Raw genomic sequence first — 12613 nt, forward strand, 5'->3', positions numbered from 1 at the left:
GAATTCCTGATAGTCCCTCGGAATGACCAGCTCCGCCCCCCTGTGGGATCAAGCCGGCACCGGCGTTGCCTCATGTCATGGCTATGCTGTGGTGGCGATCCGCGCGAGAGGAATTTGGCGCGGCTGACCTTCCTCCATGGTTGCATGCGGTTGGAAGACGTTCTTGGCCGGATCAGAGCCAACTCGATGGAATATCTGCATGAACGGTCTGCTCATTCGCTGAGAAATGCGTATCCCACGATGTTCCTCGTGGGGTGAGGCCCTGCACATCATCAAAATACGCTGACGCCTTGCGCAGGATTTCGTTCGCCCGGCGCGGGTCAGTCGGCTCTGACGTGATCAGCCCCCCTATGACGACGGCAGGTTCGCATCGAGGAAGGCCATCATCACCTGATTGAACCCGTCCGGGTTGTCACAGTTGGCGACATGGCCGCTGTCCGGGATCTCGACGAAACGGCTTTGGGGATCACGGGCCAGCCAGCGCGGGATGATCTGACGGATGTTGCCCAGGGCCTCATGCTCCCCACGGGCGATCAGGATCGGGTGCCGGATCGCATATCCGGGCACGTCATGCACGGCGCCGGCGATGCCGCCGCAGATGGCCAGGATGTCGCTGCGGGAGAGCGGGGCGATCATCTCCTGCAGCCGGCGCTGGGCCGCGGGCTTGATGGCGGATTTCTCCATCGATGTCTGCTTGAACTTTGCCACCGGATAAAGCCGCATCAGCAGGGGGAACAGGCGCAAGGCCCACCGTTCAGCGCGGGTCGGGCCGATGGTGCTGCAGGTGCAGCCCAGCAGCACCGCCGCCCAGCATCGCTGCGGATGGCGCCGCAGCATCTCCTGGCTGACATTGCCGCCGATGGACTGGCCGACCAGCGCCACTTGTTCCTCGCCCATATGATCCAGCAGGGAATTCAGGTCGTCGGCCGCCAGGCCGGTCGCGAACGGCCGTCCATAGGGGCGGGAAAGCCCATGGCCGCGCGGGTCCCAGCGCAGGGTGCGATAGCGGGTCTGCAGGGCCGCCACCTGATCATCGAACATCCGGTGGTCCGTGAAGGCGCCGGGTGTGAGGACGACCAGAGGGGCATCCGGGGGACCGCCGATCCAGTAATGGATATGGCAATCCCCCGTGTCGAAGATGTGATGGGTCTCCGATGCCACGGCCATGTCAGAACCGGTACCGCAGGCCGGCCTGGAAGGTGCGCGGCTCGTTATAATAATAGGACAGGAAATTGTAGGTGGCGCCGATATAGTTCACGCCATCCACGATGTAGGTCTTGTCCGTCAGGTTGCGGACACCGGCGAAAAGCTGGATGTCCCCGTCCCGCATCGAAAAGGCCAGGCGGGCATTGGCGATGGTATAGGCGTCGCGGTGCAGCAGGGGGCTGTTCAGGATGTTGATGAAGGTGGCGGAGCGGTAGGCCACGTCGCCATCCAGTTCCAGCGCCCGGCCGTCGCCCAGCGGCAGCGTATAGTTCGCGTTCAGGCTGGCCGTGAATTTCGGAGCGTTGGGCAGCGTCTTGTCCGCGAAATCGCCGATGATCGGGTTGGTGAAGGAAGCGAACCTGTCACGGAACAGTGAAACCTGCCCCGACAGGGTCAACCCGTCGGTGACACGCCCCGTCAATTCCATTTCCGCCCCCCAGGAGGAATAGCGGCCGGCATTGGTGAAATAGGAGGTCGGGCTGGGCGGCGTGCCGACAAAGGCCAGCAGGTTGGTCTGGTAATCCTTGAAACGGTTGTAGAACAGGGCCGTGTTCAGGGTCAGCCGCCGGTCCAGATGGCTGGATTTGTAGCCCAGCTCATAGGTCTCGCTGGTTTCCGGGGTGTAGGGGGTCGCCACGGCGGCGTTCGCCGCGCGCGGGTTGAACCCGCCGCTCTTGAACCCCGTGCCATAGCTGGCATAGAGCATCTGGTCGGGCGTGAGCTTGTAGTCGAGGCCGATGCGCGGCAGCCAGCGTGACCAGCCGTCACCCAGATCATAGGCGAAATTGGCCGTGGGGAACACATCATTGACCAGACTGGACACGTAATCCTTCTTGTCGCGCGTGAAGCGCAGGCCGCCGCTGATCGACAGCCTGTCCGTCGCCTGCCAGACGGCGTTGAGATAGGCGGCATAGCTGCGGTTCTCCAGGTCCGTGGTCTGGATGTAATTGTTGGCGATCGGCACGTAGAAGCCGGGTGCGGCCTGATAGGGCAGCGTGTTGGGCACGCCGATCACCGATTGCGTATGTTCCTTGAAATAGTAGAGGCCGCCGACAAAGGACAGGTCCGGTCCGATCTCGAAATTCGTCTGGAATTCCTGGGAGAACTGGCTGGTCTCCTGGTCCTGGTTGGACGACATCAGCAGATAGGGGAAACTGTCGTAGTCGAACGCCTGCGCGAACTCCAGCTTGCGGTAGGAGGTGATCGACTTCACCTCCAGGCTGTCGCCCCGCCAGGCAAGCTGTCCATTGAAGCCGTAGCTGTCCTGGTCATTGCGCACGGGCGTGTCGGCCCGGCTCTCACGGGGGCGGAGCGGAAGCTGTGGCGTGAAGGGTGGGGTGTTGGGCGGAAAGGCCACCGCGACCATCGGCGTGGGGGCGGCCGGCGTGGACCGGTCACGCATGATGTCGAAGGTGACGCGCGCCGTCAGGCTGTCAGTCAGTTCGGCCAGCCCCGTCACCTGACCGCCGATATAATCGCGGTCCTGCAAATCCTTGCCCGTCAGCAGGTTGTCGACGAACCCGTCGCGGGTAACGCGCAGCATGCTGGCCCGGATGCCGGCACGATCCTCCACCAGCGGCACGTCCAGCGACGCCTTGCCTGAGAACAGGGATTTCGACCCGCCGGTCAGGGTGATCTGGCCGCCGGCCTCCGACAGGTCGGGGTCTCTTGTGTGGACCTTCAGGGCACCGCCGCTGGTGTTCTTGCCATAAAGCGTTCCCTGTGGGCCGCGCAGCACCTCCACACGGGCGATGTCCACCGTCTCGAACAGCGCGGCCTGGGCCCGGCCGATATAGGCGTCATCCAGGTAGATGCCCACGCCGGGATCGAACATGAACAACTGGTCGCTTTGCCCGACGCCGCGGATATAGACCGAGGCATTGTTGTTCGATCCGCCGAACGCATAGAAGGTGGCGTTGGGAATCTGTGACTGGATGTCGGCGATATTGGCGCTGAGCCGGCGGTCCAGTGTCTCTCCGCTGACCGCGGTGACCGCGACCGGCACATCCTGCAGCCGTTCGTTGACGCGCCGCGCCGTGACGATGATCTCCGCCAGCACATCCTCCTGCGCGTGCGCCGCAACGGGGCACAGGACCAGCGGCAGGGCCGCCACGCACAGATAACGGGCTTGTTTCACCATGACCTCCCTCGGGCTATTTATTTTGTCCAGAATACATAAACGATCGTTCGCATATATGTCAACGGGTCTGCATACGCCGGTGGTCGGATATCGAAAATCCTTGCGCAACTTCGGCTATCATCCCATGAATCAGGGCGTCCGGGCCTGTTCCCACAGGCTCCGATCAGCCTTTTGGGACCTGTTGCCGGGTCCCCCTGAACCGATCCGGTATCGCTGAGACGAGATGAAATCGCCGACCTCCCCCCGATCGACAGCATCGCGCCGGCAGAATGGGGCCGCCCCCCCGCCACGGGAAGCCGAAGATGGCGGCCCGGTCGATCGCCGGCGCAACAATTCGCGCGCGCAGATCAAGCGCATCGCTTCCGAACTGTTCTTCCGGCACGGTTATGAGGCGACATCCATCCGTACCATCGTCGATGCCTGCGGGCTGACCCCCGCTGCCTTCTACAATCATTTCGCCACGAAGGAGGCTCTGCTGCGGGAGATCGTGGAGGAGGGGCACGAGACGGTCGGCCGCATGATGGCGGACGCGCTGCAGGCCGCATCCGATGGCGCGGCCGATCGCCTGCGGGTCATCGTGGCGGCCTATGTGCGCTTCCATACGCATCATCAGGTTTTCGCCCTGGTTGCGAATGCCGAATATACCTCCCTGCCCGAGCCGCATCTGTCCGTGATGCGGGCGGAGCGCATCCGCCTGCGCCGGATCTTCGAGGAGGTCATCGAGGACGGGCAGCGCGCCGGTACCTTCGTGCTGCCGGCCGTCGGTACGGAATCCGCCGCCAAGATCGCCGCCATCGCCATCGGCGACATGTGCCTGCGCGTTGCCGAATGGTATCGTTCCAACGGCGCGCTCAGCAGCGGGGAGGTGGAGCGCGCCTATGCCGAATATGCCCTGCGCCTGGTGGGCGCCGGGGTCGCGTCAGCCTGACGCCGGTTCCGGCCGCAGGGTAAGGGGGGACGGCAGTGGGCGGGCCGTGGTGACGCGGATGGCGGAGGCCCCGTCGCCATCATGCACCCGGTTGTCGGCCACGATGCCAGCCGTGCCTGTGCCCAGGGGCGACATGTCGTTCAGGTTCGGGTCCAGATGGGGATAGTTGGCGCTTTGCACCTGCAGGCCCAGCCGGTGGCCGGTCCGCAGCCGCCAGGCGATGTCCCCCATGGGAATGGTGATGGCGACAGGCTGGTCCGGGACCAACGGTACTTCCCGGTCGAACCCTGCGCGATAGCGCAGCCGCAGCGTCCCGTCCGTGACGGGCAGCGTCGTTCCGTCCGGCGCGATGTCCAGCAGCCGGCAGACAACGTCCGTATCGACGCAAGAGGAGGAGAAGGTCAGGGCGGCCTCCACCGGCCCGATCAGGTCCAGGTCGGCCGGGACGGGCGGGGTGGCATAGCGCAGCAGGTCACCCCGCCCGTTCAGCCGGCGCTGGTCGATGGGACCCATGGCCAGCCCGCCCAGGCCCAGCGTGCGGCCGCCGACCGTAGGGGTTGGGTCGGCCGGGTCGTAGCGGTAGGCATGCTCCCCCGGACCGGACAGGGGGATATCGACCGTCACGGTGTCAGCGGGCGGCCAGGCCGCCGCATCGCGCCATTCCCCGGCATTGGCCAGGAAATAGCGCACGGGTGGGATCGCCACATCCGCCCCGTCCAGGTAGCGGCGGAAAAAGGCGATGTGCCGTTCGGCGATTCGCGCGCCGGCGCCGGAGGCGGCCAGCCCGAAATTCACCTCCCCATGCTGGGAAGGCAGATTGCCGCCATGGCTCCAGCAGCCCATGACCAGATGGGCATCGCCGCGGCCCAGCGCCCGTTGTTGCCGGAACATCGCCACCGTCGACTGCGCGAAGACATCGTACCAGCCGCCAATATGCAGGGTGGGTATATCGGTGATGTCCGGCAGGATGCGGGCAGCATTGGCCGGGTTGGCCAGATCGTCGAAGCGGATGGGAAAGCCCGGTAGCCGGAACAGCCCGATATCCCGCAAGGGCCGATGATCCATCAGCGCGCGCGGGTTCTGGGCGGCGCGCAGCACCTCGGCGACGGCGTCCTCGGGCAGGGGTGCGCCCGATGCCTGCCGGCGCTGCATCCAGTCCAGCGCCATGAACGCCACCCAGGACAGGATATGGTCCAGGCGGAAGCCGCCGCCCATCTCCACCTGCTCGCCCTGCGCAAAGGAGGCGATGGCCGGCGCGATGGCCCGCAGGTGCGGCGGTCGTCGGGCCGCCGTGACCAGTTGGGTGATCCCCAGATATGACGGGCCCGACATGCCGACGGCACCGGAACACCAGGGCTGGCAGGCGATCCATTCCACGCTGTCGTGACCGTCGTCGCCCTCCTGCTCCCACATCAGCGGCCTCCAGTCGCCTTCGGAACCGAAGCGGCCGCGCGTATCCTGCACGATGGCCGCGAATCCGGCCGCCGCCGTGTCCTGCGGCCGCAGGAAATCCGCATTGAAGGCGCGCCGGTCGTATGGCGTGCGGAACAGGATGGCCGATACCGGCCGGTCGGTGACAGGTCGCCAGATATCGGCGCGCAGCCGCACACCGTCCCGCATCGCCATCACCACATCGCGCTCGACCTGAAACCCGTCCATCGGCGGTTCTCCCTTTCTTTGATCCTTGCCGGGAAAAAGGCGTTTGACAACGTCATTTCCAGAATATACACAAACGATCGTTCATATAAATGAAAAAGCCGGCATGAAGGCGGGAGCCGCCGGCCACACGACCAACCTCAACCATTGAGGGTGACAGCAATGGCCATAGAGGCATCAATCATCGGGGTCGGGATGGCCAGACATGGCTATCGCGCCGACCAGGGCTGGCGGGATCTGATCTTCGAGGCGGGCAGCCGCGCCATCGCCGATGCCGGCATCGACCGCGCGGCCATCGGGGGCGGGCTGGTGTCCGTCACCTGCCCGGAGGCGTTCGAACAGCAAAATCTGGGGCCGCTGGCGGCTGAGGAACTGGGGCTGACCGGCGGTTCCTATGCCCAGGTGGTGGGCGCCTGCGCGGGGGGAACCATGGCCTTCCTGCATGGGGTGGACATGATCCGTTCGGGCCGCAGCGACTATGTCATCGTGATGGGCGTGGAGAAGATGTCCGACGTCTATTCCGTGTCCGACGCGCTGCTGTCCTATCCCGATCAGGATTTCGAGGCGCCGGCCGGGTTCGACTATGTCGACACCATGGCGCTGATGCATGCCCGCTACATGCAGAAATATGGTGCCACGCCGGAACAGGTCGCGGCCTTCGTGCGGCAGGACCGCTGGTACGCGGCCCGCAATCCCAATGCCATCGATTACCGCCGGCCCGCCCTGTCCATGGATGACATCATGGGGTCCGGCTGGGCATCCCGGCCCATCACGCGGGCGGAATGCGCCAGGGGCTGCGACGGGGCGGCGGCGCTGGTGTTGTCGCGCGCCACCGCCGGCCACCGCCGCGCCATCCGCGTGGCCGGCGTGGCGGCGGCCACCGGCCCCAACGCCATGGGGGCCAAGTTCGGCGCCTGGCCGGGGGGCGAGGATATCGCCGAGGCGGTGCCCACGGCACTGGCGGCCCAGCGCGCCTATCGCGCGGCGGGCATCGGTGCCGGCGATGTCGATCTGGCCCAGGTGCATGATTGCTTCAGCGTGATGGGATCGCTGCACTTGGAAGGGCTGGGCATCTTCCCGCGGGGGGAGGCGGCGCGCGCCGTCGCGGCGGGGGAGACCGCACCCGGCGGCCATTGCCCCACCAACACCGATGGCGGGCGCATCGGCCTGGGCCATCCCACGGGTGCCACCGGCATCAGCATCCTGTGCGAGACGGCGACCCAGCTTCGCGGGGAGGCCGGGGAACGGCAGATCGCCGACGCCCGGATCGGGGTGGCCCAGTCGATGGGCGGGAACAACGCGCTTTCCGCCGTCGCCGTGCTGACAGGAACCTGACCATGACACAGATGACCACTGCCCGCCCTGTCGTGGCCGGCCCGGCGCGGGCCTGGCGGACAAGGGCCGCCCGCTATGCCCTGACGGGCAGCCATTGCCGGCAATGCCAGGCCTATGCCTTCCCGCCTGCCCGCCGCTGCTTGCAATGCGACGGCACGCCCGAGCCGCATGCCTTCTCCGGCCAGGGTCGGATCGTCTGTCTGGCGGAGGATCACTCGCCGCTGGCGGGCCATGGGGGCCGGTCGCGCCGTCCCTTCGCCATGATCGCCCTGAAGGAGGGACCGGTGCTGATGGCCGAAATCGTCGATGCCGAATATGAGGAGCTGTCCCCCGACCAGCCCGTGGAAATGGTGGTCCGTAAATGGCGGCCAGAGCAGTCGGGCCTGCCGCTCTATGGTTTCAAGTTCAAGGTGGCGTCATGAGCCGGCCGGTGGGGATTATCGATATGTCCTTCGCCGCCCCGGCTGGCCGGCTGGCCACGACGGATATCGAGGCTGTCTGGCAATCGGCGTCGGCTGCCAGGACGGGGGTGAGGGAGCGCACGGTGCTGGACGCCGATGCCGATGTCATCACCCTGGCGGCAGAGGCGGGGCGTAACCTCGCCCCCCTGCCGGCACCGGTCGGGGCCGTGTTCTTCGGCACGCAGACCTCGCCCTTCCTGTCCCGGTCAGCGGCCGCCATCCTGGCGGACATGCTGGGGCTGACGCCGGCGGTCTTCGCCACGGATGTGCAGTTCGCAACCAGGTCCGGCACGGCGGCGCTGGCCCTGGCCATCGCCTGGGTGAAGGCCGGCCTGTCCGACCGGGCGCTGGCCGTCGGCGCCGACGCGCTGTGCCTGCACGCTGCCCCCGGCGACCCGCTGGAGATGACGGCCGGGGCGGGGGCCGTGTGCGTGCTGGTCGGCACCGAAAACGTGGCGGCGCGGTTCGAGGCGCTGGCCTCCACCGCGTCCGATCTGGCCGACGGGTTCCGGTTGCAGGGTGACGATTACCTGCGTACCGGCGGTGCCGGTCTTGCCGGCAGCGGCCTGGGCGACATGCGGCATATGGGCGGGGCCTGGACGGCGCTGGGCCGCAGGCTGGACGCGGATGCCCGCTTCGATGCCGTCGCGGTACAGCAGCCCGACGGCCGGGCTGCCGACAGGCTGGCCAAGGCCCTGAAGATCGACCCGGCCCTGGTCGGCGGCGGTGCCATAGCGCCGATGCTGGGCGATTTGGGATCGGCCTCGCCGCTGGCGGCGCTGCTGCTGTCGCTGGAGGGGCGGCAGCCGGGTGACAGGGTCGGGCTTCTGTCCTATGGCGCCGGGGCGGGGTCGGATGCCATGTCCTTCATCGTGGACCGGCCGCTGGATGCCGGATCGGTGCGCCGCGCCATCGCGGGGCGGCGGCCCGTGGATTATGCCACGGCCGTCCGCCGTGAAGGACGCTACCGCACGCATCAGCATCCGCTGGGTGTATTCGAATGAGCGCGGTGATCCCCAACGGCCGCCCGGCCGTGGTCACCGGGGCCGCGCGCGGCATCGGCCGGGCCGTGGCGGAACGGCTGGCGGCCCAGGGCACGCCGCTGCTGCTGGTCGACCGCGATGGTCCAGGCCTGCTGGAAAGTGCGGATCTTTGCCGGCAGGCGGGGCTGGTCGTGGAAACGCTGGTCGCCGACCTGCGCGACCGTGAGGCACCGGCACGCATCGCCGATGCCGCCCGCCGGGCCCATGGCGGCGTTGCCGTGCTGGTCAACAATGCCGGGATCGAGTTCCGGGGCGACATCCGGGCCCATGATGACGAGATATGGGATCGCGTGCTGGACATCAACCTGTCCGCCGCCTTCCGGCTGGTGCGGGCGCTGGCCGATGATCTGGCGGCGGCACCGGGCGGGGCGATTGTCAATCTGGCCTCGGTGGCGGTCGTCGGCTTCGCCGGGCAGGCCGCCTATGACGCCTCCAAAGGGGGGCTGGCCACGTTGACGCGCTCGCTCGCCATGGAGCTGGGTCCCCGGGGTGTTCGCGCCAATGCCGTGGCGCCGGGCTTCATCGACACACAGATGCTGCGCGATACGCCCGATCTGGCCGGGATGGCGGAACGGTTCGCCAGCACCCTGCCGGCAGGCAGGCTGGGCACGGCGGCGGAGGTTGCCTCTGCTGTCACCTGGCTGGCCTCGCCCCGCGCCTCCTACGTGACGGGGCACACCTTGTTCGTCGATGGGGGATGGATGCGGCGATGATGGACATGGGAGAGGACATGAAGGGCCGGCCCGTTCTGGTGACGGGGGCGGCGCGCGGCATCGGCCTTGCCATCGCCCGCGCCTTCGGCCGCCGGGGGGCCCGCGTCGCGGTCAATGACCGGGGGGAGGACGCGGCTGCGGCGGCGGCATCCCTGCTGCGTGGCGAAGGGCTGGATGCATTCGCCGTTGCCGGCGATGTCGCCGACGAGGCGGCCTGTGTCGCCATCGTCGCGGCGGCCTGTGACGGTGATGGGGGGTTGGCCGCCCTGGTCAACAATGCCGCCATCGGCCGGATGGCCCCGCTGGCCGATCACCGGCGCGGCTATTGGGACAAGGTGCTGGCCGTCAATCTGCTGGCCCCGTTCCAGCTTGTCCGCGCCGCGGAGGCGGCGCTGGTCCGGGCCGGCGGGGCCGTCGTGAACATCGCGTCTGCCGCCGCCTATGGCATGCACAACCAGTATTCCTACGACGTCTCCAAGGGCGGGCTGATCACGCTGGGCCGGTCGCTGGCGCTGGAACTGGGGCCGCGCGGGGTGCGCGTCAACAGCGTGTGCCCCGGCTATGTCGATACCGACATGCTGCGGGCCGATGACGGCCTGCGGCAGCAGGCGGAGAAGATGGCACGGAGCCTGCCGCTGCGGCGGCTGGCCCGGCCGGATGAGATCGCGGAGGCCGTGGTCTGGCTGGCGTCGGATGACGCCGCCTATGTCACGGGCCACGCGCTTTTCGTGGATGGAGGCTGGATCAGGCCATGACAACAGACAATCAGTTGAACGGGCAGTTGAACGGGCAAACCGTGCTGGTCACGGGTGCTGCCGGGGGCATCGGTACGGCGATGGCGCGTGTGCTGGCGGCGCGGGGTGCCCGTCTGCTGCTCACCGATCATGACGGGGAGCGGCTGGAGGCGCTGGCAGACGGAATGAACGCCGCGCATTTCTCCGCCGATCTGCGCGACCGTGACCAGATCGCGGCGCTGATGGAATGGGCGCATGGCCAGGGCGTCGATGCCCTGGTCAACAATGCCGGCATCGTCAGCAAGGCGAAGCTGGCGACCTTCCCCGACAGCGACTGGGACCGGGTGATCGAGATCAACCTGACGTCACTGCACCTGCTGACCAAACATTTCGCGGCCGGCCGCATCGCGCGGGGCGGGGGTGGCGGCATCGTCAATATCGCGTCCATGTCCTACAAGGGCATGACGCAGCAGGTAGCCTATGTCGCGTCCAAGGGGGGTGTCGTTTCCCTGACCAAGGCGGCGGCGCTTGAACTGGCCCGCCACGGCATCCGGGCCAACGCCGTGGCGCCGGGCATGACGGAAACCGACATGACCAACCCGGCCGATGGCAGCCAGGACAGCCTGCGCGACCGCATGCTGGCGCAGATCCCGCTGCGCCGCTACGCAAGGCCGGAGGAGATCGCCGCCGTCGTCGCCTTCCTGCTGTCGCCCGACGCCGCCTATATCACGGGCGAAGTCATCCATGTCTCAGGCGGGGCGAGGCTTTGATGACGCGGGACTTCACGGGCAAGACCTGTCTGGTCACGGGGGCGGCGGGGGAGATCGGGCAAGCCACGGCCCGGTTGCTGCGGGCGGGAGGTGCCAGATTGTGCCTGACCGACCGGCTTTTGGACCCCATCGCCGCCCTGGCGTCAGACCTGGACCCGTCGGGGGCGGAGGTGGTGGCCATCGCCTGCAACCAGACGGAGGCGGGTGATGTCGACCTGCTGTTCGCTACCCTGGCGGAGAGGCTGGGCGGGCTGGACGGTGCCTTCATCAATGCCGGTATCGGCCGCTATGGCGCGCTGCTTGAGGTGACGGCGGCGGACTGGCAGCGGCATGTCGATGTCAACCTGACGGGCAGCTTCCTGATTGCCCAGGGGGCCGCGCGGCTGATCGCGAAGGGTGCGCGCGGCGGGGCGCTGGTCTTCAACGCTTCCACGGCGGCGGCGCACGCGGCGGAACTGTTCGGGGCCTATGGTGCCTCGAAGGCCGGGCTGCGCATGCTGTCGCGGACGCTTGCCGGCGAGCTGGGTCATCACGGCATCCGGTCCAACCTGATCATGCCGGGGGTGATCACCACCCGCATGACCTCGGGTCTGCTGGCCGATCCCGGCATCAACGGCGATGTCGTGGCGGAAACGCCGCTGGGCCGGCTGGGCCGGCCGGAGGATGTGGCCGAACTGGCCGCCTTCCTGCTGGGCGACCGCGCCGCTTTCATCACGGGGGCGGAGATCCTTATCGATGGCGGCCAGACCCTGCACGGCTATCCCCGCTGGTTCAGCCGTGCCCCCGATGACGCCCCCAACCAATGGAGCCTTCATGCAAAACGCGGATGAAGCCGTCCTTCTCCAGCGCCGCGATGGCGGGGTGCTGTGGCTGACCATGAACCGGCCGGCGGCGCTGAACGCCATCGACCGGGAACTGGGCCTGGACCTGCTGCGCGCCTTCCGGTCGGCCGAACAGGACGGGACGGTGCGGGCCATCGTGCTGACCGGGGCCGGCCGTGCCTTCTGCGCCGGCGATGATATCGCGGGGCTGAAGGCCTTCCTGGATGGCGACATGGACCATCCGCGCGCCGCCGTCGATCCGGCCGACCGGTCCAGCCTCTACATGCGGGTGGCGGCCCTGATCACCCGCTGTCCCAAGCCGGTGATCGCGGCTGTCAACGGCCCGGCCTTCGGTGCTGGCACGGAACTGGCCTGTGCCGCCGACATCCGCTGCATGGCCCGGTCGGCGCGGATGGGCAGCGGCCTGGTCCGCATCGCGCAGGTAGGCAATGCCGCCTATCTGGGCCATGTGGTCGGCCATGCACGCGCCTTCGAGATTTTTGCCACGGGTCGCGCCGTCGATCCGGTGGAGGCATGCTCCATCGGTCTGGCCAGCCATGTGTTCGAGGATGCGGAATTCACCGACCGCGTCGGGCAACTGGCGCGGCAACTGGCGGACGGACCGACCCGCGTCATCGCCATGCAGAAGCGGTTGCTGGGCGCGTCGCGTGGACGCGGGCTGGACGAACGCGCGGCACTCCAGGAAGCTGCGCATCAGCGCTGCTTTTTCGAGGCCGGGGACGCGCGGGAGGGTGCGCGCGCCTTCATCGACAAGCGTCCGGCCGCCTTCAAGGGAACCTGACGAG

At 67.7% G+C, this 12613-nt stretch carries 12 protein-coding genes; 9 read left to right on the forward strand and 3 right to left on the reverse strand.

The genetic code is table 11. From position 1 onward, the window contains the following. Nucleotides 1–348: 348 nt before the first annotated feature. Both ACM9LZ_RS23900 and ACM9LZ_RS23905 read right to left on the reverse strand, forming a co-directional pair. A complete protein-coding gene (locus tag ACM9LZ_RS23900) occupies nt 349–1167 on the reverse strand; it encodes an alpha/beta fold hydrolase (RefSeq protein WP_416622034.1) in 819 nt (272 codons plus the stop codon). 1 nt (nt 1168) lies between these two features. Then, a complete protein-coding gene (locus ACM9LZ_RS23905) occupies nt 1169–3346 on the reverse strand; it encodes a TonB-dependent receptor (RefSeq protein WP_416622035.1) in 2178 nt (725 codons plus the stop codon). Nucleotides 3347–3569: 223 nt separating this feature from the next. Here ACM9LZ_RS23905 and ACM9LZ_RS23910 point away from each other — a divergent pair, with 223 nt between their 5' ends. Continuing rightward, nucleotides 3570–4274: a TetR/AcrR family transcriptional regulator gene (locus ACM9LZ_RS23910; protein ID WP_416622036.1), complete on the forward strand. Its 705-nt coding sequence runs from the start codon at nt 3570–3572 to the stop codon at nt 4272–4274. Here ACM9LZ_RS23910 and ACM9LZ_RS23915 read toward each other — a convergent pair. After that, on the reverse strand, nt 4266–5933 hold the full coding sequence (locus ACM9LZ_RS23915) for a CocE/NonD family hydrolase (RefSeq protein WP_416622037.1): 1668 nt from the start codon (nt 5931–5933) through the stop codon (nt 4266–4268). The two genes, ACM9LZ_RS23910 and ACM9LZ_RS23915, sit on opposite strands and share 9 nt — an antisense overlap. Before the next feature lie 192 nt (nt 5934–6125). Between ACM9LZ_RS23915 and ACM9LZ_RS23920 the strand changes: the two genes are divergently transcribed. From ACM9LZ_RS23920 to ACM9LZ_RS23955, 8 genes are read left to right on the forward strand one after another with little or no spacing between them, the layout of a single operon-like run. After that, a complete protein-coding gene (locus tag ACM9LZ_RS23920) occupies nt 6126–7265 on the forward strand; it encodes a thiolase family protein (protein ID WP_416622038.1) in 1140 nt (379 codons plus the stop codon). Between the two features lie 2 nt (nt 7266–7267). Then, nucleotides 7268–7687: a Zn-ribbon domain-containing OB-fold protein gene (locus ACM9LZ_RS23925; protein WP_416622039.1), complete on the forward strand. Its 420-nt coding sequence runs from the start codon at nt 7268–7270 to the stop codon at nt 7685–7687. 23 nt (nt 7688–7710) lie between these two features. After that, nucleotides 7711–8730: a hypothetical protein gene (locus ACM9LZ_RS23930; protein WP_416622040.1), complete on the forward strand. Its 1020-nt coding sequence runs from the start codon at nt 7711–7713 to the stop codon at nt 8728–8730. Further along, the gene (locus ACM9LZ_RS23935; RefSeq protein WP_416622041.1) at nt 8727–9482 is read left to right on the forward strand and encodes an SDR family NAD(P)-dependent oxidoreductase; all 756 of its coding nucleotides are present in this window, start codon (nt 8727–8729) and stop codon (nt 9480–9482) included. Before ACM9LZ_RS23930 ends, ACM9LZ_RS23935 begins: the two co-directional genes overlap by 4 nt. Next, nucleotides 9479–10237: an SDR family NAD(P)-dependent oxidoreductase gene (locus tag ACM9LZ_RS23940; RefSeq protein WP_416622042.1), complete on the forward strand. Its 759-nt coding sequence runs from the start codon at nt 9479–9481 to the stop codon at nt 10235–10237. The genes ACM9LZ_RS23935 and ACM9LZ_RS23940 overlap by 4 nt, the downstream gene beginning before the upstream one ends. Beyond that, on the forward strand, nt 10234–10986 hold the full coding sequence (locus ACM9LZ_RS23945) for an SDR family NAD(P)-dependent oxidoreductase (RefSeq protein ID WP_416622043.1): 753 nt from the start codon (nt 10234–10236) through the stop codon (nt 10984–10986). Before ACM9LZ_RS23940 ends, ACM9LZ_RS23945 begins: the two co-directional genes overlap by 4 nt. Beyond that, complete coding sequence (locus ACM9LZ_RS23950) at nt 10986–11816, forward strand: SDR family NAD(P)-dependent oxidoreductase (RefSeq protein ID WP_416622044.1); 831 nt, start codon at nt 10986–10988, stop codon at nt 11814–11816. Before ACM9LZ_RS23945 ends, ACM9LZ_RS23950 begins: the two co-directional genes overlap by 1 nt. Continuing rightward, nucleotides 11800–12609, forward strand: a complete 810-nt coding sequence (locus ACM9LZ_RS23955; RefSeq protein WP_416622045.1) for an enoyl-CoA hydratase/isomerase family protein — start codon at nt 11800–11802, stop codon at nt 12607–12609. The genes ACM9LZ_RS23950 and ACM9LZ_RS23955 overlap by 17 nt, the downstream gene beginning before the upstream one ends. Nucleotides 12610–12613: the final 4 nt, after the last annotated feature.

Origin of the sequence: Niveispirillum fermenti, from assembly GCF_048066175.1 — a bacterium.
Classification (GTDB): domain Bacteria; phylum Pseudomonadota; class Alphaproteobacteria; order Azospirillales; family Azospirillaceae; genus Niveispirillum; species Niveispirillum fermenti.

Excerpts from the sequence above, each read along its gene's own strand:
- ACM9LZ_RS23900 (WP_416622034.1), bottom strand. The coding sequence starts at position 1,167 with ATGGCCGTGGCATCGGAGACCCATCACATCTTCGACACGGGGGATTGC.
- ACM9LZ_RS23905 (WP_416622035.1), bottom strand. The coding sequence starts at position 3,346 with ATGGTGAAACAAGCCCGTTATCTGTGCGTGGCGGCCCTGCCGCTGGTC.
- ACM9LZ_RS23910 (WP_416622036.1), top strand. The coding sequence starts at position 3,570 with ATGAAATCGCCGACCTCCCCCCGATCGACAGCATCGCGCCGGCAGAAT.
- ACM9LZ_RS23915 (WP_416622037.1), bottom strand. The coding sequence starts at position 5,933 with ATGGACGGGTTTCAGGTCGAGCGCGATGTGGTGATGGCGATGCGGGAC.
- ACM9LZ_RS23920 (WP_416622038.1), top strand. The coding sequence starts at position 6,126 with ATGGCCAGACATGGCTATCGCGCCGACCAGGGCTGGCGGGATCTGATC.
- ACM9LZ_RS23925 (WP_416622039.1), top strand. The coding sequence starts at position 7,268 with ATGACACAGATGACCACTGCCCGCCCTGTCGTGGCCGGCCCGGCGCGG.
- ACM9LZ_RS23930 (WP_416622040.1), top strand. The coding sequence starts at position 7,711 with ATGTCCTTCGCCGCCCCGGCTGGCCGGCTGGCCACGACGGATATCGAG.
- ACM9LZ_RS23935 (WP_416622041.1), top strand. The coding sequence starts at position 8,727 with ATGAGCGCGGTGATCCCCAACGGCCGCCCGGCCGTGGTCACCGGGGCC.
- ACM9LZ_RS23940 (WP_416622042.1), top strand. The coding sequence starts at position 9,479 with ATGATGGACATGGGAGAGGACATGAAGGGCCGGCCCGTTCTGGTGACG.
- ACM9LZ_RS23945 (WP_416622043.1), top strand. The coding sequence starts at position 10,234 with ATGACAACAGACAATCAGTTGAACGGGCAGTTGAACGGGCAAACCGTG.
- ACM9LZ_RS23950 (WP_416622044.1), top strand. The coding sequence starts at position 10,986 with ATGACGCGGGACTTCACGGGCAAGACCTGTCTGGTCACGGGGGCGGCG.
- ACM9LZ_RS23955 (WP_416622045.1), top strand. The coding sequence starts at position 11,800 with ATGCAAAACGCGGATGAAGCCGTCCTTCTCCAGCGCCGCGATGGCGGG.